Source organism: Paraconexibacter algicola (assembly GCF_003044185.1).
Taxonomy (GTDB): Bacteria; Actinomycetota; Thermoleophilia; order Solirubrobacterales; family Solirubrobacteraceae; genus Paraconexibacter; species Paraconexibacter algicola.
Genome location: NZ_PYYB01000001.1, coordinates 1,165,168 through 1,185,568, shown reverse-complemented (window position 1 = coordinate 1,185,568; position 20,401 = coordinate 1,165,168). Strand labels below are relative to the sequence as shown.

Below are 20,401 nucleotides of genomic sequence, written 5' to 3'. Positions count from 1 at the left end.
GCGGCCGGCACCACCAGAGGGAGCACCAGATGATCCGAGGCATGTTCAGCGCCATCAGCGGTCTGCGCAACCACCAGATCATGCTCGACGTGACGGCCAACAACCTGGCGAACGTCAACACCGTCGGGTTCAAGAGCAGCCGCGCGTCGTTCAAGGACCAGCTGCAGCAGACCTACCAGTTCGGCACCGCCGCCGGCCCGACCACGGGTGGCCTCAACGGCCGGCAGGTCGGCCTCGGCGTCCAGCTCGGCACGATCGACAACCAGATGGGCTCCGGCTCCCTGCAGGCGACCGGCAACCCGCTCGACGTCGCGATCCAGGGCGACGGCTGGTTCCGCGTCGGCCTCGGCGCCCCGCCCGCGATGCCGACCGAGACCCAGTACACGCGCGCCGGCAACTTCCGCCGCAACGACCAGGGCTACCTCGTCACCGCCGACGGCTACTACGTCATGGGCCGCACCGGCACCACCGACGCCTACATCCAGATCCCGCTCGGCGCGACCGACACGATCGTCGGCGAGGACGGCTCGGTCTCCTACATCCCGTCCGGCGGCGGCGCGCGCACGAGCGCGGGCACGATCTCACTGGCGCAGTTCCCCAACGAGGAGGGGCTCACCCGCGTGTCCGGCAACCGCTGGATCGCCGACCCCGCGTCCGGCACCGAGATCGTCGGCACCCCCGGCGGCACGTTCGGCGTGACGACCTCCGGCACGCTCGAGATGAGCAACGTCGACCTCGCCGCCGAGTTCACCCAGATGATCGTCGCCCAGCGCGGCTTCCAGGCGAACTCGCGCGTGATCTCGACGTCCGACGAGATGCTGCAGGACCTCGTGAACCTCAAGCGCTGATCGCCATGATCGAGCTCCACCGACTCGGGCGCAGCCGCGAGGCGTTCCTCGTGAACCCGGATCTCGTCCAGCACGTCGAGGCCGCGCCCGACACCTCGGTCACGCTGACGACCGGGACCCGCTACCTCGTCGAGGAGACCCCCGCGGAGGTGACCGCGGCGATCCGCGCCTGGCGCGTCACCATCCTCGCCGAGGGCCTCGCGGCGGCCGGACGGCCGACGATCAGCCTCGCCTGAGCGGCGGGGCGCCCGCGGCGGGACCGACGCCCGCCGCCGACGCCTCAGGCCGCGGTGCTGCGGACCAGTCCGTAGCCGTTGCGGTGCCCGTGCCCGTGCTCACCGCGGTACGCGGAGGGCGCCGAGCCGTGACGCAGCCGGAACGCCTTCGCGAACTGGGCGGGCTGGCGATACCCGACGCGGGCCGCGACCTCGCGGACCGGCAGGGTGGTGGAGGCGAGGAGCTCGGCCGCCCGGTCCATGCGGATCTTCGCGAGCTCCGCGCGGAAGGTCGTGTCCTGCTCCTCCATGACCCGCTGGATCTGGCGGCGGGAGGCGAACGTGTCCGCCGCGATGTCATGGATCTGGAGATCCGGCTCGCCAAGCCGCTCGCCCAGTCGCTCCATGACCGCTTCGTAGAGCTCGCGCCGTCCACGGATGGTGGACGGGCGATGCGTGACGTTGTCCATGCCCGTCATACGGACCACGACACGTTACGGGCCAATCCGGAGGGACGGTGCACGCGTCCAGTCACGCTCAAGGCACCGGGGACCGGGCCGATCACCGGTCAACCAGCCGCACCCGCGGCATTCCCCGACGCGCACCGACCAGGAGCACCTTCCCCATGTCCGACCGCAACGACGCCCGTCAGCTCGTCGTCTTCACCCTCGGTGAGGAGGAGTACGCGCTGCCGATCAGCTACGTCCACGAGATCATCCGGTACACCGAGCCGCGCACCGTCGCGTCGGCCGACCACAGCGTCCGCGGCGTCATCAGCCTGCGCGGCAAGATCCTTCCGGTCTTCGACCTCGCCACCCGCCTGGGGATCACCGCGGGCGAGCCGGAGGAGCGCTCCAAGATCGTCATCGTCGAGACCGGCAGCGAGATGGCCGGCGTCGTCGTCGACTCCGTCGAGGAGGTCCTCACCGTCGAGGAGCAGCTGATCGACGACGGCAGCGCGCTCGGCGGCATCTCCGGCGCCGTCATCGACGGCATCGCCAAGATCGACGACCGGCTCGTCGTCCTGCTCAGCCCCGAGGCGATCGTCGCCATCGGCGCCGACTTCAGCTCCGCCCAGGCCGAGGTCGCGGCCGCCGCCACCGTCCGTCCCGAGGACGTCGCGGTCGGCGCCGACGAGGCCGCGTCCGACGTCGCGGTCGCCGCGTAGGCGCCGTCCGTGTCCGCCACCCTCACCAAGGAGCGCGTCCTCGTCGCCGACGACTCGGGCCTGATGCGCCGCATCCTCACGCAGTCGCTCACCGAGAGCGGCTTCGAGGTGGTCGGCCAGGCCCGCGACGGGGACGAGGCGCTCGCGCTCTGGCGCACCCATCAGCCCGACGCGATGACGCTCGACCTCGCGATGCCCGGCATGGACGGCATCGGCGTGCTGCGCGAGCTGCGCCGCGACGGCCGCTCCGTGCCCGTCGTCGTGGTCTCCGCCTTCAGCCCCGCGCACGGGGCCCGCGCGGTCGACGCGCTCGCCGAGGGCGCCTTCGACCTCGTCGCCAAGCCCGCCGTCGGCGCCGGCCTCGACGGCTTCGCCGGCGAGCTCGCCGAGAAGGTGCACGCCGCCGCCGGCCTGCGCCGCCGCGGCCGCACCCCGCGCCGTCCCGGTGGCGCGCCCGCCGCCCCCGCCCGTGACGGCGCGCCCGCCACCGCCCCGGTCGCGCCGCCCGCCCCGCGGGCCGCGACCCGCGCGCGCACCGGCACCGAGCGCGTCGTGCTCATCGCCTCCTCGACCGGCGGCCCGCGCGCGCTGGCCGAGCTGATCCCCGCCCTCCCCGCGGAGCTCGGGCTCGGCTCGGTGATCGTGCAGCACATGCCGCCCGGCTTCACCGCCTCGCTCGCCGCGCGCCTGGACCGCACCGCGACCCTGACCGTCGCCGAGGCCCGCACCGGCGACGTGCTCGAGCCCGGCCGGCTGCTCATGTGCCCGGGCGGCAGCCACCTGCGGATCGGCCTCGACCGGCGGCTCGTGCTCAGCGACGCGCCCCCGGTGGGCGCGCTGCGTCCCCGCGCCGACCTCACGATCGACGACGCCGTCGCGGCCTGGGGCTCGCGGCTGCTGCTCGTCGTCCTCACCGGCATGGGCCGCGACGGGGAGGAGGGCGCCGCCAAGGTGAAGGCCGCCGGCGGCCGCGTCATCGTCGAGGACGAGTCGACCTGCACCGTCTACGGCATGCCCCGCGCGGTCGTCGAGGCCGGCCTGGCCGACCGCGTCGTCCCGCTGCACCAGCTCGCCGACGTCATCGCCGAGGAGGCCCTGCGATGAGCATCGTGGAACGCACCGCGCACGACCCGTACCCCGAGTTCACCGCCGGCCTGCGGCGCCTGACCGGGATCGACCTGGACCAGTACAAGCGCCCGCAGATGGAGCGCCGGATCCGCACCTGGATCACCGCGCGCCACGGCGACGACGACCTGCTCGCCGAGCTGCGGCGGCTGCGCGCCGACGACGAGGAGCTCGACGCGTTCCTCGACCGCATGACGATCAACGTCAGCCAGCTGTGGCGCAACCCCGAGCAGTGGGAGCGGATCGGCCGCGACGTGCTGCCCGACCTGCGCGCCGCCGGCCCGGCACGGCCGCTGCGGATCTGGAGCGCCGGCTGCTCCTACGGGGCGGAGGCGTACACGCTCGCCGCGCACGTGCTCGACGCCGGTCCCGGCGTCCGCGCCGAGATCGTCGGCACCGACATCGACAACCGGGTCGTCGCCCGGGCCCGGCGCGGGATCTTCTCCGACGCCGACGCGCGCGACGCCCCGCGCGACGCGCTGCTGCGCCACTTCGAGCAGACCGCCGACGGCACCTGGGCGGCGCGGCCCGCGCTGCGCGCGCTCGTGCGCTTCGAGCAGGGCGACCTGCTGCGGGTCCGCCCGCGGCGCGAGCACCACGACCTGATCCTCTGCCGCAACACGGTCATCTACTTCACCGAGGAGGTCCGCGACGCGCTGCACGAGCGGCTCGTCGAGGCGCTCCGGCCGGGCGGCTACCTCATCGTCGGCGCGACCGAGCGGGTCGCGCGCGCCGCCGACCTCGGCCTCGAGCCGACGCACCCGTTCACCTACCGGAAGGTCGGCTGACCATGGACATGTCCGAGTACCTCCCGATGTTCGTGGCCGAGTGCCGCGAGCACCTGCAGGAGCTGAACACCGCGGTCGTGACGCTCGAGGAGCGCCCCGACGACCGCGCGGTCCTCGACGAGATCTTCCGCGCCGCGCACTCGCTGAAGGGCATGAGCGCGACGATGGGCTTCGAGGGCGTCGCCCGGCTCACGCACCAGATGGAGGACGTCTTCGAGCTGCTGCGCCAGCGCAACGCGACGCTGCCCGCCGCGGTCGTCGACGTGCTGCTCGAGTGCCTCGACGCGCTCGAGGCCGCGATCGACGCGATCGAGGCGTCCGGTGGCGAGCAGATCGACCCCGATGCGCTGATCTCCCGCCTCGCCGCGCTCGTGCGCGAGGAGGACGTCGAGGATCCGCTCGCCGATCCCGGCCCGCGCTCCGGTCCCGCCCCGGCCGTCGTCCCCGAGCTCCAGGACGGGGAGCGGCTGCTGCACGTCACCGTCACGCTCGGCCCCGACGCGATGATGCCCGCGGTCCGCGCGTTCATGGTGCTCGCGGCCATCGCCGAGCACGGCGAGGTCGTCAGCAGCTCCCCGACCCCGGACGAGGTCGACGACTTCGCCGGCCGCACGATCGAGGCCACCGTCGTCTGCGGCGCGGAGGACGACGCGCTCGTCGCCGCCTGCCGCTCCGTCGAGGACGTCACCGACGTCCGCGTCGAGGCGCCCGTCCCGTCCGCCGCCGACGCGCAGGAGCCCGCCCCGCTGGAGCTCGCGACCGCCGACGGCGCGCCCGCCCCGACGCCGGCCGCTGCGGCGACCCCGACCCCGGTCGCCCCCGTCGCCGCCCCCACCCCGCGCGAGGCGGCCGCGGCCGGCGCGCAGGCCGCCGCCGCGGCCGCACCGGCGAAGAAGGGCGCCACCACCGTGCGCGTCGACGCCGAGCGCCTGGACCAGCTGATGCACGCGATGGGCGAGCTCGTCGTCCAGCGCACGCTCGTCGAGGGCCTCGCCGGCGAGGCCGACATCCCCGGCCTGACCCAGGCGATGCAGGAGCTCACCCGCACCTCGCACGCCCTCCAGGCGATGGTCATGCAGATCCGCATGATCCCCGTGGAGGCGGTCTTCCTGCGCTTCCCGCGGCTCGTCCGCGACGTCTCCAGCAAGCTCGGCAAGCAGGTCGACCTCGACATCGTCGGGCAGGAGACCGAGCTCGACCGCACCGTCGTCGACGCGCTCGGCGACCCGATGGTCCACCTGATCCGCAACGCGCTCGACCACGGCCTCGAAGGCCCCGACGAGCGCGTCGCCGCAGGCAAGCCCGCGACCGGCACGCTGTCGATCACCGCACGGCACGCCGGCGGCAGCATCGTCATCGCGGTCAGCGACGACGGCCGCGGCATCGACCCGCAGAAGGTCGGCGCCCGCGCCGTGCAGCGCGGCCTGATCACCGCCGAGCAGGCGGCGACGCTCGACGTCGCCGGCGCGATCGAGCTGCTGTTCGCGCCCGGGTTCAGCACCGCCGAGACCGTCGGCGACCTGTCCGGCCGCGGCGTCGGCATGGACGCGGTCCGCACGAAGATCCGCGCGCTCGGAGGCGAGGTCGTCCTCACCGCCGTGCCCGGCCAGGGCACCAGCGCCGAGATCCGGCTGCCCCTGACGCTCGCGATCATGAGCGCCCTGCTCGTCGACTGCGACGGCCTGCCCTACGGCATCCCGCTCGGTCGCGTCGAGCGGACGATGCGCGTCCAGGACGGCATCGTGCGCTCGGTCACCGGGCGGCGGATGCTCGTCCTCGAGGAGGAGGCGATCCCGCTCCTGCGCGGCCGCGAGGTCTTCGGCCACAAGGGCGACCAGGCCGCCGACGCCCCCGAGGACCAGCACATCGTCCTGATCCGCGCCGGGGACCGTCTCGTCGCGCTGTCGGTCGGCCACCTGATCGGCCAGACCGAGCTCGTCACCCGCCCGCTGCCGCCCGGGGTCGCCGACGCCGCCGCGGTGTCCGGCGCGGCCGTCCTCTCCAGCGGGCAGATCGTCCTGCTGGCCGACTGCGACGCCCTCGCGGACGCCGCCCCCACCTCGACCACCACGCGCACCCAGGAGCCCCTGCCGTCATGACCACGTACTCCGACCTCCAGCTCGACGCCCTGCGGGAGCTGGCGAACATCGGCTCCGGCCAGGCCGCCGCGTCGCTGTCGTCGCTGCTGGGCAAGCCCACCGACATCTCCGTGCCCACGGCCGCGGCGCTGCCGCTCGCCGACGCGGTCGCCGTCGCCGGCCAGCCCGACGAGGAGCGCCACGGCATCCTCGTCCCGATCATCGGCGACATGCAGGCCGCCGTCGTGCTGCTCGTGCCCGACGAGGACGCGCAGACGCTCTGCAGCGTCTACGGCCTGGACCCGCACAGCGACGACGGCCGCTCGATGCTGCAGGAGGTCGGGAACATCCTCGGCACCTCCTACATCAACGTGCTCGCCCAGATGACCGGCATGGCGCTCGAGCCCGCGCCGCCGCAGGTCGTCCACGACATGCTCGGCGCGATCCTCGCGTCCGTCCTCATGGGCCGCGGCGAGGACCTCGAGGTCGCCCTCGTGCTCGACAGCGACCTGACCGTCGAGGGCGAGGAGTGCTCGATGTCCTTCCTCCTGCTGCCCGAGAGCGGCGGCGTCGAGGACCTCCTCGCGCGGCTCGGGCTGTAGACCCGTGACGCTCGTGGCCACCGGCACGGAGCACCTCGCCCGGATGGGAGAGCAGGTCGTGTCCGCGGACGCCGGCGACGTGCTGGCCTGCGTCGGCCTGGGCTCCTGCATCGGCCTCGCGCTGATCGACCGCCGCGCCACCGTCGCCGGGCTCGCGCACATCATGCTGCCCGCCGCCCCGGCCTCCGGCACCCCCAACGGCAAGCACGCCGACCACGCGGTCCCCGCGCTCCTGGAGGCCGTCCTTGAGCTCGGCGCCGCCCGCCACCGCATCGACGCGGTGCTCGTCGGCGGCGCGTCGATGTTCAGCTTCGGCACCGACGGCGGCCAGCAGGTCGGGGCGCGCAACGCCGAGGCCGTGCACGCCGAGCTGGCGAAGCTGCGCCTGCACCCGCGGGCCGAGGCGACCGGCGGCACCCGCGGGCGCACGATGCGCGTGCGGGTCGCGGACGGCCGCGTCGTCTACAAGGAGGCGGGCGGCACCGAGGTCGAGCTGTTCTCCACCCCCGTCGGGCTCCGGGTGGCGGCATGACCGACTTCCTGTCGCCCGACGAGATCGAGAAGCTCTTCGAGCGCGCGTCGGAGGGCAACCTCCCGATGGAGACCGACCGTCACCAGACGGGCGGTCGCCGCGCGCGCTGGCTGCGCACCGTCGACTTCACGCGGCCGACGAAGTTCTCCACCGACCAGGAGCGGCGCCTGCGCCGGCTGCTCGACACGTTCTGCCAGAACAGCACGACGCGGCTCGTCGCCGAGCACCGGCTGCCCGTCGAGTTCGAGGTCATCGACGTGCAGCAGCTCACGTGGGCCAACGCGTTCGCGCTGCTGCCCGACCACTCCGTCCACGCGACGATCCGCACCGCCCCGCACGAGGCGAAGATGCTGATCAGCGCCGAGCGCGCGCTGCTGTGCACCGCCCTGGAGGGGCTGCTCGGCGGCAACGCGCAGGACGCGGTCCCCGAGCGCGAGCTCAGCGACCTCGACCTGATCCTCGTGCGCCGCTTCATCAGCACGCTCGTCGAGCTCATGTCCGCCGGCTGGTTCGACCTCGCGGAGGTCACCCTGGAGACCGAGCGGATCGACACCCAGACCGAGACGGTGCAGGTCGCGTCCGGCAGCGAGCCGACGCTCGTGCTCACGATGGAGGCGCGCCTGCACCGCGTCACCGCGACCGTCGCGCTGCTCGTCCCGTTCGCCGCGATCGCCCCCGTCGGCGCCGCGTTCAGCCGCCGCGACGAGGACGAGGGCCGCCGCGACCCGGGCTCCGTCCGCGCGCTGCGCGCCGGCCTGGAGCGCGTCGACGTCAGCATCCGCGCCGAGGTCGCCGACACCGTCATGACGCTCGAGCAGATCCTCGCGCTCACGCCCGGCGACGTCGTCGCGCTGAACGGCCGCGCCGGCGACGACGTCACGCTGTGGGCCGACCGCACCCCCGTGCACCACGGGCGCGCGGGCCGCCACTCCGGCCGCCGCGCCGTCCAGCTCACCTGTCCCGCCGAGGAGGAGACATGAGCGCCGCCGACAACGCCCTCCTGCGGCTCGGCGGCTCGACCGCCGACGCGGTCCAGGACGTCCTGGAGATCTTCGCCCCCGGCCAGGTCGCCCCCGGCGTCGTCAAGGTCGTGCCGCCCGGCACGCACCCGCTCGCCGACATCCAGGTGCCCGCCGTGCTCGCCGACGTGTCGTTCGTCGACGGGGTCAGCGGCGGCAACGTGCTCGTCATGTCCGTGGCCGGCGCGCGGCGGCTCGCCGCCGTGATGATGGGCATGGCCCCGGAGGACCTCGAGCCCGCCGACGAGCCGACCGAGCTCGAGTTCAGCGCCATCGGCGAGGCGATGAACCAGATGATGTCCGCCGCCGCGATGGCGACGAGCGCGGTCCTCGACGAGGAGGTCGAGATCGCGCCGCCGGACGTCCGCCTGGTCCGCACGATCGAGGAGGCGACCGAGCACTGGGAGCACTCCGGCCAGGCGACGATCGTCACCTTCACCGTCGGCGGCGCGCCCTGCACGCTGATCCAGCTCGTCCCCAACGCGTTCATCGTCCGGATGACCCGCGCGTTCGACGAGATCACCGCCGAGTACGACGGGGAGGTGCCGCTCAGCGACTCGCTGCGCGGCGTCGCCGTCCGCGTGTGGGCCGAGCTCGGCCGCGCCCGGATGCCGCTCGGCCAGCTCGTCGGGATGCCCGCCGGCTCGCTCGTCGAGCTCGACCGGGAGTCCGACGCGCCGATCGACCTGTACGCCGACGGCATGCGGATCGCCACCGGCCGCCTGCTCGTCACCGCGGAGGGCGGCTACGCCGTCCGCATCGAGTCCCTCGTCACCGCCGCGGACGCGGCGGACGGCGCGGGACCGCCCTTCAACACGAACCACCCAGTGGAGGTATGAGAACCATGGCCCGAGTGCTCGTCGTCGACGATGCCGCGTTCATGCGCAAGATGGTCACCGACGCCCTGAGCGGCGGCGGTCACGAGATCGTCGGGGAGGCCGGCAACGGCGCCGAGGCGGTCCAGCGCTTCCAGGAGCTGCGCCCGGACGTGATGACCCTGGACATCACGATGCCCGAGAAGGACGGCATCGCCGCCCTGCAGGAGATCATCGCCCTGGAGCCCGGCGCGAAGGTCATCATGTGCTCGGCCCTCGGCCAGGAGTCCAAGGTGCTCGAGTCGATCAAGCTCGGCGCCAAGGACTTCGTCGTCAAGCCGTTCCAGCCCGACCGCGTCCGCGCCGCGGTCGAGAAGGCGCTCGCGGCGTAGCGACCTCGTCGCGGCGCGCGGGCCTACCCGCGCGCCGTCCATCGTCGACCAGCGCCCGGGCCCGTTTTGGTCGGGGAGCCTGGGCTTGCCCAGGAACGCGCCAGATCAGTTTGGCGGCGTGGTCTTGGGCTTGAGCTTGTCGGGCAAGGCGAACTCCGTGACGGGGTAGGGCTTCGAGGAGGCGGCCGTGGCGGTCGCGGCCGCGCGGTCGTCGTGGGCCTTCGTCGCCATGAGGATGAGCTGCTGGAGGACCGGGCTCGTCTCCGGGAGGCTCCACGCGACGCACCACAGGAGCATCTGCGCGCAGGTGGAATCCCACTCGACGAGCGCGTTCGGCCCGCGATCCGCCGCCACCAGCACCGTGTGGTCCGCATGACCCGCGACGAGGCAGCGCACGTGCCACGCGCGCGCGAGCTCGGCTTCGGAGACGTTGTTCTCGACGAAGGTCCCGATGTAGTGGTCGAGCTTCTGGTCGACAGCGCCGTACTTCGTCTTGTCGAGCAGCTGCTTCCGCTGGGTGGGGCGCAGGGTGGGCTCGGAGGTGATGCGGTTCTCGAGCTCCCGGCTCATCGCGACGCGCTCGCGGCAGCGACGCTCGACCTCCTCTGCCGAGGCGTCGCGGTCGATCGCGAACAGCATCGCGGTGTTGTCGTACGCGCGGGAGACGAGCACGTGGACGAGTTCGTGGAGACGGCTCGCGGTGCGCTCAAGCTGCCCGAGCCCTCCGCTCGCCATCAGGCCGCCCTTGACGGTGAACTCGTCAGCCATCGGGTCGCGCGTCGCGCCGGCACCACTCGCGATGTACGTCGTTCGTGAGGCGTTCGCGAGCCCGTCGCGGATCGTTCGCTCGAGGATGTCCGGGAGAACTCCGCTGTTTGCCATCTTGTTGAGACGCGCGGTGTCGTCCGCAACCACGGACTGCCCGTCGGCCGAGCTCGCGTTCTCCAGGCCCCACTTGAACACGAGCCTCGTCAGCGGCTCACGGATGAAGGTCAGCGGCGTCGATCCGTAGCCGCCATCGTCGAGCAGCAGCGACTCGTCCACGATGTCCTGGATCGCTCGGACGCGCTCGCGTCCTTCGGGCATCTCGATGGAATAGCGCGCGCGCTTGATGAGCTTGTAGACGCCCGCGGCGCGACCGCAGAGGTCGCGCAGCACCACGGCTCGCGAGGCGTTCGGTCCGCCCGGCTTCTTCTTCGCCGCCTGTTCGTCCTTGGCCGCAAGCGTCCGGGTCGCATCGATGAACTTCGCGATGTGGCCCTCACGCTTGGCGAGGTCGCTCCCGGCGGCGTGGAAGCTCTCCAGCGCCTTGCGTGCGGCCTTCGTTGACGATTTCGAGGTCCCCTTGATCGTGACCATCCGGTCGAACCCGTCGACGCGGGGAAGCTCCGGTGCCGCCGAGGTACGGAATCCGATCAGGCCCGGATCGCGCTGGGTCCCGTCGGGAAGGTGCTCGAAGAGATCGAACGGCTTGACCGGAGTCGGGACGGGCGCGTCACGGCCGATCTCCTCGACATCGTGCTCGTCACCCTCGACCTCGACGGGAGGAGGCTTCGGCGGGAGGCGCTGTGGCCGCAGGCCGCGCTTGCGCAGGTACTCCGGGCTGAGCCGGACCCTCGGCCTCGGCTGAGGTCCCGTGGTCTCCATCATCGACCGACGGTACCGGCCGGAGGTCTGCCCGTTTGCGCAGTCAATCGGGTGATGGGCCGATCGCGGTGGCAACGCGCGATGATCCCCGCATGCCCGGCCGGTCGACGAGAACGCACGCGGCGCTCGCCCACGCGTGGGCGCTGCTGCAGCGCGCCGCCGAGGCCGAGGATCCGGGCGGCACCGGGTCGCTTCAGTGGACGATCACCGACGAGCAGGAGCGGCGGTTCGCGGCGCTCGTGGAAGCGCTGGGCCTCGGCGAGCTCGAACGCGTGCTGCTCGGGCTCGCGAGCCTTCCCGCGCTCACCCCAGGGGCCGCACAGCTGCTCGGGACGCTCGGTGGACGAGCGGGTCCTGGCCCGTCGCCGCTGCTGCTCGCGCGGTTCGCCGAACACGATGGGCATGCACCCGAGACGGCGTTGGCGGCCCTGGGCGCGGATGCGCGGCTGCGCCACCGCGGGGCCCTGGAGGCGGTGCCCGGCGCCACGCCGGAAGGCACCGTGCTCGTCGCGTCCGCGCGGGCGCTCAACGCGGTGCTCGGCGCCGATGTCCATCCGGCCGCTGCCACTGCCGGCGTCGACGTCCTCGAGGTGCCCCGGCTCCCGGTCGGACGGGACGTCGCCCTGGGGGCGCTCGCCGCCGCGCTGGCACTGCCGGCGCCGAGCACACCGTGCGCCGTGCGCGGCCGGGACGGCGCGTACGCGGTCGCCGCAGCGAGCGAGCGCGGTGCGCTGTGCGCGGACGCGACGCTCCTCCTCGACACCCCGTTCGCCCGGGACCTCATGCTGTGGGCCGCGCTCGCGGCCCGGCCGATCGCGCTCCGCGAGCTCGCCGCCGTCCCTGCCGATCGCCGTGGTGACCTGCTCCGCGTCGTTCGCGGCGCTCCTGTCCCGGTCGTGCTCCTGCTGCTGACCGGGGCGGATGCGCTGGCGGTCGCGGACGTCACCGTGCGGACGATCGAGCTCCCCGGCCCGATGCCGGCGGAGCGACGACGCATGTGGGAGGCGGCGTGCGGTGAGCCCGAGATCGCGGCGGCGATGGCGTCCCACCGATTCGGGCCGGCGGAGATCGACGAGATCTGCTCGATCGCGGAGTCGATGTGTCCGCCGGGCGTGCCGCTGCACCTCAAGACGGTGCAGGCGGCCGCGCGTGCGGTGACCGACCACGGCATCACGGAACTGGCTGATCGTCTGCCGCTGGGCCCGACGTGGGATGACATCGTGCTGATGCCTCGCTCGCGTTCGGGACTCGAGGCGGTCGGCGCCTACCTGCGCAATCGCGACGCCGTCCGCCGCACGCCCGGGTACGAGCGGATGTTCGCCGGGCGGGGCCTCACGGCACTGTTCGCCGGAGAGTCCGGGACGGGCAAGACGCTCGCGGCCCGGGTGCTCGCCGCGTCCGTCGGTCTCGACGTCTTCCGTGTCGACCTGTCGGGCCTCTACTCCCGCTGGCTCGGTGAGATGGAGAAGAACCTCGACCGCGTCTTCAGTGCCGCCGACGACATCGACGCGGTGCTGTTCTTCGACGAGGCAGATGTCGTCTTCGGTCGCCGTGGCGAGGCGTCCGACGCCCAAGGGCGCTACGGAAACCTGTCGACCGCGTATCTGCTGCAGCGGATCGAGGCGTTCGACGGCGTCGTCGTGCTTGCCACGAACTTTGCGCAGAACATCGATCCGGCGTTCCTGCGCCGCGTCGACGTGTTCGTCGACTTCCCCGAGCCGGACGAGGCCACCCGGGGCCGCCTGTGGTCGAGCATGCTTGCGGCGGCGGGGGTGGACATCAACGGGCTGGACCTCCCGTTCCTCACGGCGCGCTTCCAGATCGCGGGCGGCGCGATCCGCAACGCGACCATCTCCGCACTCGTGTTCGCCGCCGACGCGGATCGGACGATGACGATGGACGATCTCCTGCGCGCGATCGCACTCGAGTACCGCAAGCTCGGCCGACTCGTGCTGGCGTCGGACTTCGGTCCGTACTACGACACCGTCCGCGAGTACGTTGGATAGCCCAGCCGTCGGCGCAGGACGCTGACCCCGGACCCCGCGAGCCGTCCACCGCCGGCTGGACGCGCCTGAAGATCGGCGGCGGGCGTCCGACGATCAGGGACGATGAAGGCCGCAACCGCCATCGGAGTGCTCATCGCGATCGTCAGCCTCGTGGTGGGCGGCATCATGAAGGGCACCCAGCCCATGTCGCTGATCAACCCGGCGGCGTTCGTGATCATCATCCCGACGGTCGCGGGCTGCACGCTCGCCGCGGTCGGCATGGCGCGCTTCAAGCTCATCCCCGCGATGTACAAGCGCGCGTTCTCGCCGCCGGAGCTGAACCTCGCCGGCTCGGTCACGCAGCTCACCGGCTTCGCCGAGCGGGCGCGCAAGGACGGCCTGCTCGCGCTCGAGGAGGAGATCGAGGGCATCGAGGACGAGTTCACGAAGACCGGCATGCAGCTCGTCGTCGACGGCACCGACCCGGACCTCCTCATCGAGATCATGGAGGCCGACACCCGCGCGATGCACGCGCGGCACAAGGCCAACGCGGAGACCTTCATGAAGGCCGGGCAGTTCGCGCCGACCATCGGCGTCATGGGCACCGTCGTCGGACTGGTGTCCGTCCTGGGGAACCTCTCCGCGCCCGAGACGCTCGGCCCGTCGATCGCCACCGCGTTCATCGCGACGCTCTACGGGATCGCGAGCGCGAACCTCATCTTCCTGCCCGTCGGCACCCGCCTGAAGGTCCTCTCCACCGAGGAGGTGGAGTCCCGTCAGCTGATCCTCGAGGGGATCATCGCGATCCAGGCCGGCGACAACCCGCGCATCGTGCAGCAGAAGCTCCTGAGCTTCCTCGCCCCCGCGGAGCGCGCGGAGGTCGGCGAGGGCGGCGGCAAGCCCAACCTGACGGCCGTCGAGGGCGGCGCGGCGCAGGCCGCCTGACCCGCACGCCATGGCCGCCCGGCGCCACAAGGGCCACGAGGAGCACGAGGAGCACTTCGACGAGTCCTGGCTCGTGTCCTACGCGGACATGATGACCCTGCTCGTCGCGCTGTTCATGGTGCTGTTCTCGATCAGCTCGGTGAACATCAGCAAGTTCGAGGACCTGCAGCGCTCCCTGTCCAACGCGTTCAGCGGCAAGGTGCTGCCGGGCGGCAAGGGCATCCAGGAGAGCGGCGGCAGCGACCCCAGCGTCAGCTCCGTCGTGAAGGCGCCGGACACCTCGGCGCTCGTCGCGCAGGACGGGACCGCCAAGCAGCAGGCCGCCGCCGCCAAGGCGGAGGGCGAGAACCTCGAGGCGCTGCGCAAGGCGATCGCCGGCGCGGTCCGCGACCGCGGCCTGTCGAGTCGCGTGCGCACCCGTGTCACCCGCCGCGGACTCGAGGTCCGACTGCTCACCGACGACCTGCTGTTCGCCTCGGGCAGCGCCGTCGTGCAGGAGCGCGGCGCCGGGCTGCTGCGGGACGTCGGCGAGATCCTCGGGATGGAGAGCCAGCACCCGGTCGTCGTCGAGGGCCACACCGACGACGTGCCCATCGCCACCGCGCAGTTCCCGACCAACTGGGAGCTCAGCTCCGCGCGCGCCACCGGCGTCGTGCGCGCCCTGACGGCCGCCGGGATCCCGGCGAAGCGGCTCACCGCGCAGGGTCGCGCCGACCTGGACGGCATCGCCAGCAACCGCACCGCGTCCGGACGGGCGCTCAACCGTCGCGTGGAGATCCTGCTCCCGCGTCAGGTCGCGCCGCCCACGGACGTCGGCGCGACGACCTCCGGCGACCCGGCGGTGACCGCCGCCGTCGACGCCGCGTTCCCCTCGATCAGCCCCGAGATCCAGCCATGAAGAACATCAAGATCATCATCCCGATCCTCCTCGTCGCGCTCGGCGGCGCCTACAAGTTCGTGCTCGCCAAGCCGGCGGACGCGGGCCCGCCCCCGAAGGTCGAGGGTGAGGTGTACGTCCTGCCGAAGGAGTTCCTCGTGAACCTCGAGGACGGCAAGTTCGCGAAGCTCTCGGTGGCGCTCGTCTTCGACCACGGCTTCCACTCGGCCCCGGTGGCCGCGGTCACGCCGCCGGCCGGGGGGACGACGCGGGTCGCGCTCGCGTCCGTGCCGCGGGCCGGGTGGTCGGACATCCCGCCCGCCTCGCGGAGGACCGCGCCGGCTCCTGTCGCGCCACGGACGGTCTTCGCCGGTGGCGGCGCCCCGCCCCCGAAGCCGCCGGACGGCTACGGCGTCCTGAAGCAGGAGGCGCTGATCCGCGCGATCGTGACGGACGAGCTGACGCAGACCGCGTCCCGCGAGCTCATGAGCGCGAAGGGCCGCAAGAAGCTGCGCAAGCACCTGCTCGAGCGGTTCCACAAGGAGACCGACGTGAAGGTCCACGACGTGCTCATCACCGACATCGCGGTCCAGTAGCCATGACCGACGATCTCCAGTTCGACGACCTGCAGCCGGCCCCGGGCGCGCCCGTGGTCGGGTCCGACGGGCGCCTGGACCTCGAGCGGCTGACCGACGTGAAGGTCGAGCTGACCGTCGAGGTCGGCCGCACCCGCATGTCGCTCGGGGAGGCGCTCGCGCTCGGTCCCGGCTCGGTGGTGACCGTCGACCGGCTCGCCGACAAGCCGGTCGACCTGCTCTGCAACGGCCGGCCGATCGCCCGCGGCGAGGTCGTCGTGATCGACGAGGAGTTCGGCCTGCGGATCACCGAGGTGATCGGGGCGGAGCCCGCCGCGTCGACCGAGCTCGCCGCCGCCGACCCCGGGTCCGGCGGGCCGCCCGCGCTCGAGGCGGCGTAGGCGGGCGCGCGCCCGGCTCAGGCGGCGGTCGTCTCGCGGGCGCGCTCGTCCGCGACCGACGCGACGGGGGCGGGGTCGTCGCCGAGCCCGCCGATCGCCTCCTTGAACTCGCGCAGGCCGCGTCCGAGGCCGCGACCGGCCTCCGGCAGCTTGCGCGGGCCGAGCACGATCAGGGCGATCGCGACGACGATGATGATCTCCATGGGGCCGACGTTGGGCATGCGTCGATCGTCGGGCCCGTCGCTGCGCGGCGGCTGGGACGTCCCTGGGATCCCGCTGGGAGCGCCCGGCGCTCAGGCCGTCGCGGCCACCAGCGCCACGGCGCGCCCGGTCGGCTCGGCGTCGGGGGCCAGCAGCTCCCACGCGAGCCGGTCGCGCCACTGCGCGACGCGGCGCTCCGCGACCGTCCAGCCGTCGAGCAGCTCGTCGAGCGCCGGCCGGTCGTAGATCCGCTCGAACCCGGCGACCGCGAACGCGGGACCGTAGGGGACGGTGAGCAGCAGCCGGCCGCCGTCGGCGCGCACGAGGCCGCGCAGCGTCCGCAGGGCCGCGTGGTCGGCGCGCGCGGCGGACGCCTCCTGGCCGTAGTGGTCCAGGCCGAAGTGCTCGACCGCGCTGAGGCAGACGGCGACGTCGAACGCCGTGGGCCCGTCGTAGTCCTCCAGCCGGCACGCGGCGACCGTGAGGTTCGGGTGCGCGACCGGGTAGCCGCGCGGGTCGACGACCGTGACCGCGTGCCCGAGCGTCGCGAGCGACACCGCGACCGTGCTCTCGCTGCCGCCGACGTCGAGGATCCGCAGCGGCCGGTCGGCGCCGACCTGGGCGAACACCCACGGCTGCTCGATCACGCGCTCGTTGACCATCAGCACCTCGACGCCGCCGGGCACGAGGTTGACCGGGACCGGTGGGTTGAACCACAGGCCGGCCTGCGCCGCGTACCCCTCCGGTCCGGCCGCCCAGTTCAGGTACGCGGCGTTGGTGTCGCGCAGCTGCGCGACCGGCTCGCCGAGGCGCCCGTCGCCGTCCATCCAGCCCTGCGCCTGCAGGGCGCCGCGGCCGAACCGCTCGAGGTCGTCGAGGCGGTCGTGCAGCGTCTCGCGGCGGCGGCCGAGCCGGTCGTCGACGAGGCTGATCGTCCACTCGACGCGCTTGTCGAGGGCGTCGCGCAGCACGGAAGTGAGACCCATGGCGGCGAGGATAGGCGCCGCTCAGCGCCCGTGGTGCACGACCTCGACGTTGTGGCCGTCGGGGTCGAGCACGAACGCCCCGTAGTAGCCCGGGTGGTAGATCGGGCGCCGGCCGGGCGGGCCGTGGTCGACGCCGCCCGCCGCGAGCGCCGCGGCGTGGAAGGCGTCGACCGCGGGCTCGCCACCGGAGGACGAGAACGCCAGGTGCACGTGCGCGGACGGCCGCTCCCCCGGCACGAAGGACACCGACCCGCCGCCGGCGCGCAGCAGGAGATGATCCGGGGCGTCGATCCCGACGGTCAGTCCCGCCGGCTCGAGGAACGCCGTGTAGAACGCGCGCGTCGCTGCGAGGTCGCCGACGCGCAGCCAGACGTGGTCGACGTGCCCGTCGGTGCGCCGGCGCCCGTGGTGGACCGCCTCGACGCTCGTGCCGTCGGGGTCCAGCAGGAACGCCCCGTAGTAGTCGGGCAGGTACTGCGGACGGGGGCCGGGCGGCCCGGCGTCCCGCCAGCCCGCGGCCAGGCCGGCGGCGTGGAACGCGTCGACCGCGGCCCGGTCGGGGGCGACGAACCCGACGTGCGCGCCGGTCGTGACCGGATGCCCGGCGTCGGTCTGCTGCAGCGAGAAGTCGCGCCACTCCGGCAGCGTGGGGTCGTCGACGTTGCGCGCGATCCCGAGCGTCGAGAGCACCGCGTCGTAGGCGGGCCGGACCGCGTCGAGGTCGGTGACCCGCAGCGTCACGTGGTCGATCATCGGCGTAGCCCGGTGCGCAGGGCGAGCACGCGCTGGGCGGACGCCTCCGCCTCGGCGCGCGGCAGCCGGCCGGTCGCGATCTCGCGCGTGAGCGCCGCGTGCGCGTCGACGGCGCTCTGCGCGCGCCGGCCGAGGATCGCCAGGTCGACCCCGGCCCGCGCGGCGCGGACCGCCAGCTGCGCCGGGGTCCCACGGGAGCGCAGCGCGTCCGCCTCGAGGTCGTCGGTGATCGACACGCCGCGGAAGCCGAACCGCTCGCGCAGCTCGCCGACCGCGATCCGCCGCGACAGCGGGGCGGGCAGGGGGTCGAGCGCCGGGTAGATCGCGTTGGAGAGCATCACCAGCTGCGCGCCGGCGCGCAAGCCGGGCCGGAACGCCGCCTCGTCGACCCGCCGCAGCGTCGCCGCGGACAGGCCGATGCGCGCGACCCCGAAGTCCGTGTTCACGGCGGCGGCCCCGAAGCCCGGGAAGTGCTTCAGCGTCGAGGCGACGCCCGAGCGCCCCTGGCCCTGCACGAACGCGGCGGTCAGCCGACCGACGGTCGCGGCGCTCGACCCGTAGGAGCGGCCCTCGTTCGTGAGCGCGGCGCGCGGCCGGCCGACGTCGGCGACCGGCGCGAGGTTGACGTTCACCCCCGCCCGGCGCAGCGCCCGGCCCGCGGACACGCCGGACGCGCGCACGGTCGCCACGCCGCCCGCCGCCTGCTGCTGCGCGGACCGGTACGGCGGCGCGTCGTTCAGCCGCTTGGCGCCGGTCGTGCGGCCGTCCCCGCCCTCCTGGTCGATCGTCACGAGCAGCGGCACCGGCACCGGGCTGCGCCGGGCGAGCGCCTGCAGCTCGTCGCTGATGCGTCGCGCGCGGGCGACCGTCGGCGCCGAGGAGGTGAAGAGGATCACCGCGCCGAGCTCGCCGCGGCGGATCAGCCGCCGGATCGCGGGACCCGGCACCTGCGTGTCACGGAACGTCGCGACGAGCCGCTGGCCCGCGAGCTGCCCCGGGGTCAGCGAGGCGAGGTTCAGCGCGCGCGGCGCCGCCGCCGTCGTCTGCGCGCGCGGACGCGGATCGTCGTCGCGGCCCGCGCCGCACGCCGGGACGGCGACGGTCAGCGCCACCAGACAGGCGATCTGCGACGGGCGTCGTGCCAGGTCGACCATGCGTCCAGTCTCGCAGTCAAGGCCCGGGGCCGCCGGCCGACTACCGGGCGGACCCGCCGCTCCCTCCCTCCCGCGGCGCCGGTCACTCCCTCCCTCCATGCATCTTCGAACCGCAGCGCGTGCCACGACGGTGGCCGGCGCCTCCCTGCTCCTGCTCGCTCCCGTGGCGCTCGCCGCACCCGGGGTCGCCGGCTCCGGCGAGGACACGCCCCTGAACCTCCCCGCCGACAAGGCCAACCAGGCCTCGAGCGTCGGCGGCGGGGGCGGCTCGATCGTCCGCACGATCGTCGGCCTCGCCGTCGTCATCGGGGTCATCTACGGCCTCAGCTGGGTGCTGCGGCAGGTCAAGGCCAGCCGCGAGGAGCGCACGATGGGCCACGGGCTGCGGCCCGCCGCCACGATCGCGCTCGGCCCCAACCGTGCGCTGCACCTCGTGCACGCCGGCCGCGAGCTCGTGCTCGTCGGCGTCGCCGAGCAGGGCGTCACCCCGATCCGCACCTACACCCGCCAGGAGGCGGTCGACCTCGGGCTCATCCCCGACGAGGCGCTCGACGCCGACGGCGACCCCGTCGCCCCGCAGCGCGCCCTCAGCAACCCGCGCACCGACGGGGTCGGCGCGCTCCTGGACGCGGTCCGCCGCCGGACGCAGCGATGAACGACGGCGGCAACGCGGTCCAGCTGCTGATCCTGATCGGCGGCATCACGCTCGTCCCGGCGCTGCTGTTCACGGTCACGGGCTTCACGCGCATCCTCATCGTCCTGGGCTTCATTCGCACCGGGCTGGGCACGCCGACCGCGCCGCCCAACCAGGTGCTCGTCGGCATCGCGATCTTCCTGACGATCTTCGTGATGGCCCCGACGTTCACGCAGATCAAGGAGCAGGCGATCGACCCGCTCACCGCGGAGAAGATCACGCAGGCCGAGGCGTTCGAGCGCGGCCAGAAGCCGCTGCGCGAGTTCATGTTCCAGCAGACCCGCACGAGCGATCTCGCGCTGTTCGTGAAGCTCGCGAAGCTCGAGCGGCCGAAGACCCGCGCCGACGTCCCGACCTACGTGCTGATCCCCGCGTTCATCATCAGCGAGCTCAAGACGGCGTTCCAGATCGGGTTCCTGATCTTCCTGCCGTTCCTCGTCATCGACCTCGTCGTCAGCTCGACGCTCATGTCGATGGGCATGGTGATGCTGCCCCCGGTCTTCATCTCCCTGCCGTTCAAGATCCTGCTGTTCGTCCTCGTGGACGGGTGGCACCTCGTCACCCAATCGCTCGTGCAGAGCTTCGCCTAGGAGCACGTCGC

24 protein-coding genes are annotated in these 20,401 nt (G+C 73.4%); 18 read left to right on the top strand and 6 right to left on the bottom strand.

All coding sequences use genetic code 11. The features are described from left to right. Nucleotides 1-29: 29 nt before the first annotated feature. Both C7Y72_RS05645 and C7Y72_RS05640 read left to right on the top strand, forming a co-directional pair. The gene (locus tag C7Y72_RS05645) at nt 30-848 is read left to right on the top strand and encodes a flagellar hook-basal body complex protein (RefSeq protein ID WP_107567602.1); all 819 of its coding nucleotides are present in this window, start codon (nt 30-32) and stop codon (nt 846-848) included. Nucleotides 849-853: 5 nt separating this feature from the next. Further along, on the top strand, nt 854-1,084 hold the full coding sequence (locus C7Y72_RS05640; protein WP_107567601.1) for a flagellar FlbD family protein: 231 nt from the start codon (nt 854-856) through the stop codon (nt 1,082-1,084). A gap of 44 nt (nt 1,085-1,128) precedes the next feature. Here C7Y72_RS05640 and C7Y72_RS05635 read toward each other — a convergent pair whose 3' ends face one another. Further along, a complete protein-coding gene (locus tag C7Y72_RS05635; protein WP_230316176.1) occupies nt 1,129-1,533 on the bottom strand; it encodes a helix-turn-helix transcriptional regulator in 405 nt (134 codons plus the stop codon). Between the two features lie 155 nt (nt 1,534-1,688). Here C7Y72_RS05635 and C7Y72_RS05630 point away from each other — a divergent pair, with 155 nt between their 5' ends. Genes C7Y72_RS05630 through C7Y72_RS05590 form a run of 9 tightly spaced genes read left to right on the top strand, consistent with a single transcriptional unit; the run spans nt 1,689 to nt 9,582 of the window. Beyond that, the gene (locus C7Y72_RS05630) at nt 1,689-2,231 is read left to right on the top strand and encodes a chemotaxis protein CheW (RefSeq protein WP_107567600.1); all 543 of its coding nucleotides are present in this window, start codon (nt 1,689-1,691) and stop codon (nt 2,229-2,231) included. 9 nt (nt 2,232-2,240) lie between these two features. Continuing rightward, nucleotides 2,241-3,335 (top strand): chemotaxis-specific protein-glutamate methyltransferase CheB, encoded by a 1,095-nt coding sequence (cheB, locus tag C7Y72_RS05625; protein ID WP_107567599.1) that lies wholly within the window; start codon nt 2,241-2,243, stop codon nt 3,333-3,335. Further along, a complete protein-coding gene (locus tag C7Y72_RS05620) occupies nt 3,332-4,144 on the top strand; it encodes a CheR family methyltransferase (RefSeq protein ID WP_107567598.1) in 813 nt (270 codons plus the stop codon). Before cheB ends, C7Y72_RS05620 begins: the two co-directional genes overlap by 4 nt. 8 nt (nt 4,145-4,152) lie before the next feature. Next, complete coding sequence (locus C7Y72_RS05615) at nt 4,153-6,243, top strand: chemotaxis protein CheA (protein WP_158276669.1); 2,091 nt, start codon at nt 4,153-4,155, stop codon at nt 6,241-6,243. Then, complete coding sequence (locus tag C7Y72_RS05610) at nt 6,240-6,824, top strand: chemotaxis protein CheC (RefSeq protein ID WP_107567596.1); 585 nt, start codon at nt 6,240-6,242, stop codon at nt 6,822-6,824. Before C7Y72_RS05615 ends, C7Y72_RS05610 begins: the two co-directional genes overlap by 4 nt. A gap of 13 nt (nt 6,825-6,837) precedes the next feature. Further along, nucleotides 6,838-7,356: a chemotaxis protein CheD gene (locus tag C7Y72_RS05605; protein ID WP_146175271.1), complete on the top strand. Its 519-nt coding sequence runs from the start codon at nt 6,838-6,840 to the stop codon at nt 7,354-7,356. Then, nucleotides 7,353-8,336, top strand: a complete 984-nt coding sequence (locus C7Y72_RS05600) for a flagellar motor switch protein FliM (RefSeq protein WP_107567594.1) — start codon at nt 7,353-7,355, stop codon at nt 8,334-8,336. Before C7Y72_RS05605 ends, C7Y72_RS05600 begins: the two co-directional genes overlap by 4 nt. After that, nucleotides 8,333-9,214 (top strand): FliM/FliN family flagellar motor switch protein, encoded by an 882-nt coding sequence (locus C7Y72_RS05595; protein ID WP_107567593.1) that lies wholly within the window; start codon nt 8,333-8,335, stop codon nt 9,212-9,214. The genes C7Y72_RS05600 and C7Y72_RS05595 overlap by 4 nt, the downstream gene beginning before the upstream one ends. A gap of 5 nt (nt 9,215-9,219) precedes the next feature. Then, nucleotides 9,220-9,582, top strand: a complete 363-nt coding sequence (locus C7Y72_RS05590; RefSeq protein ID WP_107567592.1) for a response regulator — start codon at nt 9,220-9,222, stop codon at nt 9,580-9,582. Nucleotides 9,583-9,687: 105 nt separating this feature from the next. On the opposite strand, the gene C7Y72_RS05585 is transcribed toward C7Y72_RS05590, so the two are convergent. Then, nucleotides 9,688-11,304, bottom strand: a complete 1,617-nt coding sequence (locus C7Y72_RS05585; RefSeq protein ID WP_146175270.1) for a hypothetical protein — start codon at nt 11,302-11,304, stop codon at nt 9,688-9,690. 17 nt (nt 11,305-11,321) lie between these two features. On the opposite strand from C7Y72_RS05585, the gene C7Y72_RS05580 reads away from it, so the two are divergent. From C7Y72_RS05580 to fliN, 5 genes are all read left to right on the top strand, one after another. Further along, the gene (locus C7Y72_RS05580) at nt 11,322-13,235 is read left to right on the top strand and encodes an ATP-binding protein (RefSeq protein WP_107567590.1); all 1,914 of its coding nucleotides are present in this window, start codon (nt 11,322-11,324) and stop codon (nt 13,233-13,235) included. Nucleotides 13,236-13,337: 102 nt separating this feature from the next. Next, nucleotides 13,338-14,159 (top strand): flagellar motor protein, encoded by an 822-nt coding sequence (locus C7Y72_RS05575; RefSeq protein WP_107567589.1) that lies wholly within the window; start codon nt 13,338-13,340, stop codon nt 14,157-14,159. Nucleotides 14,160-14,169: 10 nt separating this feature from the next. Continuing rightward, nucleotides 14,170-15,057 carry an OmpA/MotB family protein gene (locus C7Y72_RS05570; protein ID WP_107567588.1) on the top strand — a complete coding sequence of 296 codons (888 nt, stop codon included), beginning with the start codon at nt 14,170-14,172 and terminating at the stop codon, nt 15,055-15,057. Next, nucleotides 15,054-15,632, top strand: coding sequence for a flagellar basal body-associated FliL family protein (locus C7Y72_RS05565; protein WP_107567587.1), 579 nt, complete (start codon nt 15,054-15,056; stop codon nt 15,630-15,632). Before C7Y72_RS05570 ends, C7Y72_RS05565 begins: the two co-directional genes overlap by 4 nt. Nucleotides 15,633-15,634: 2 nt before the next feature. Continuing rightward, nucleotides 15,635-16,012: a flagellar motor switch protein FliN gene (gene fliN, locus C7Y72_RS05560; RefSeq protein ID WP_107567586.1), complete on the top strand. Its 378-nt coding sequence runs from the start codon at nt 15,635-15,637 to the stop codon at nt 16,010-16,012. 17 nt (nt 16,013-16,029) lie between these two features. Here the strand turns inward: fliN and C7Y72_RS05555 are convergent, their stop codons facing one another. From C7Y72_RS05555 to C7Y72_RS05535, 4 genes are all read right to left on the bottom strand, one after another. After that, nucleotides 16,030-16,233 carry a twin-arginine translocase TatA/TatE family subunit gene (locus C7Y72_RS05555; RefSeq protein WP_107567585.1) on the bottom strand — a complete coding sequence of 68 codons (204 nt, stop codon included), beginning with the start codon at nt 16,231-16,233 and terminating at the stop codon, nt 16,030-16,032. Between the two features lie 72 nt (nt 16,234-16,305). Continuing rightward, the gene (locus tag C7Y72_RS23110) at nt 16,306-17,199 is read right to left on the bottom strand and encodes a class I SAM-dependent methyltransferase (protein WP_158276668.1); all 894 of its coding nucleotides are present in this window, start codon (nt 17,197-17,199) and stop codon (nt 16,306-16,308) included. A gap of 21 nt (nt 17,200-17,220) precedes the next feature. Beyond that, entirely contained in the window at nt 17,221-17,952 is a 732-nt protein-coding gene (locus tag C7Y72_RS23880) for a VOC family protein (protein WP_233243729.1), read from the bottom strand. Continuing rightward, nucleotides 17,949-19,106 (bottom strand): glycoside hydrolase family 3 N-terminal domain-containing protein, encoded by a 1,158-nt coding sequence (locus tag C7Y72_RS05535; protein ID WP_158276667.1) that lies wholly within the window; start codon nt 19,104-19,106, stop codon nt 17,949-17,951. Before C7Y72_RS05535 ends, C7Y72_RS23880 begins: the two co-directional genes overlap by 4 nt. 130 nt (nt 19,107-19,236) lie before the next feature. On the opposite strand from C7Y72_RS05535, the gene C7Y72_RS23105 reads away from it, so the two are divergent. Both C7Y72_RS23105 and fliP read left to right on the top strand, forming a co-directional pair. Further along, nucleotides 19,237-19,761 (top strand): FliO/MopB family protein, encoded by a 525-nt coding sequence (locus C7Y72_RS23105; RefSeq protein ID WP_158276666.1) that lies wholly within the window; start codon nt 19,237-19,239, stop codon nt 19,759-19,761. Then, the gene (fliP, locus tag C7Y72_RS05525) at nt 19,758-20,390 is read left to right on the top strand and encodes a flagellar type III secretion system pore protein FliP (RefSeq protein ID WP_107567583.1); all 633 of its coding nucleotides are present in this window, start codon (nt 19,758-19,760) and stop codon (nt 20,388-20,390) included. The genes C7Y72_RS23105 and fliP overlap by 4 nt, the downstream gene beginning before the upstream one ends. Nucleotides 20,391-20,401 lie beyond the last annotated feature (11 nt).

Coding starts and splice junctions, on each gene's coding strand:
- C7Y72_RS23880 (WP_233243729.1), bottom strand. CDS start 17,952: ATGATCGACCACGTGACGCTGCGGGTCACCGACCTCGACGCGGTCCGG.
- C7Y72_RS05615 (WP_158276669.1), top strand. CDS start 4,153: ATGTCCGAGTACCTCCCGATGTTCGTGGCCGAGTGCCGCGAGCACCTG.
- fliP (WP_107567583.1), top strand. CDS start 19,758: ATGAACGACGGCGGCAACGCGGTCCAGCTGCTGATCCTGATCGGCGGC.
- C7Y72_RS05555 (WP_107567585.1), bottom strand. CDS start 16,233: ATGCCCAACGTCGGCCCCATGGAGATCATCATCGTCGTCGCGATCGCC.
- fliN (WP_107567586.1), top strand. CDS start 15,635: ATGACCGACGATCTCCAGTTCGACGACCTGCAGCCGGCCCCGGGCGCG.
- C7Y72_RS05630 (WP_107567600.1), top strand. CDS start 1,689: ATGTCCGACCGCAACGACGCCCGTCAGCTCGTCGTCTTCACCCTCGGT.
- C7Y72_RS05595 (WP_107567593.1), top strand. CDS start 8,333: ATGAGCGCCGCCGACAACGCCCTCCTGCGGCTCGGCGGCTCGACCGCC.
- C7Y72_RS23110 (WP_158276668.1), bottom strand. CDS start 17,199: ATGGGTCTCACTTCCGTGCTGCGCGACGCCCTCGACAAGCGCGTCGAG.
- C7Y72_RS05535 (WP_158276667.1), bottom strand. CDS start 19,106: ATGGTCGACCTGGCACGACGCCCGTCGCAGATCGCCTGTCTGGTGGCG.
- C7Y72_RS05620 (WP_107567598.1), top strand. CDS start 3,332: ATGAGCATCGTGGAACGCACCGCGCACGACCCGTACCCCGAGTTCACC.
- C7Y72_RS05565 (WP_107567587.1), top strand. CDS start 15,054: ATGAAGAACATCAAGATCATCATCCCGATCCTCCTCGTCGCGCTCGGC.
- C7Y72_RS05645 (WP_107567602.1), top strand. CDS start 30: ATGATCCGAGGCATGTTCAGCGCCATCAGCGGTCTGCGCAACCACCAG.
- C7Y72_RS05580 (WP_107567590.1), top strand. CDS start 11,322: ATGCCCGGCCGGTCGACGAGAACGCACGCGGCGCTCGCCCACGCGTGG.
- C7Y72_RS05635 (WP_230316176.1), bottom strand. CDS start 1,533: ATGGACAACGTCACGCATCGCCCGTCCACCATCCGTGGACGGCGCGAG.
- C7Y72_RS05590 (WP_107567592.1), top strand. CDS start 9,220: ATGGCCCGAGTGCTCGTCGTCGACGATGCCGCGTTCATGCGCAAGATG.
- C7Y72_RS05570 (WP_107567588.1), top strand. CDS start 14,170: ATGGCCGCCCGGCGCCACAAGGGCCACGAGGAGCACGAGGAGCACTTC.
- C7Y72_RS05575 (WP_107567589.1), top strand. CDS start 13,338: ATGAAGGCCGCAACCGCCATCGGAGTGCTCATCGCGATCGTCAGCCTC.
- C7Y72_RS05640 (WP_107567601.1), top strand. CDS start 854: ATGATCGAGCTCCACCGACTCGGGCGCAGCCGCGAGGCGTTCCTCGTG.
- C7Y72_RS05610 (WP_107567596.1), top strand. CDS start 6,240: ATGACCACGTACTCCGACCTCCAGCTCGACGCCCTGCGGGAGCTGGCG.
- C7Y72_RS05600 (WP_107567594.1), top strand. CDS start 7,353: ATGACCGACTTCCTGTCGCCCGACGAGATCGAGAAGCTCTTCGAGCGC.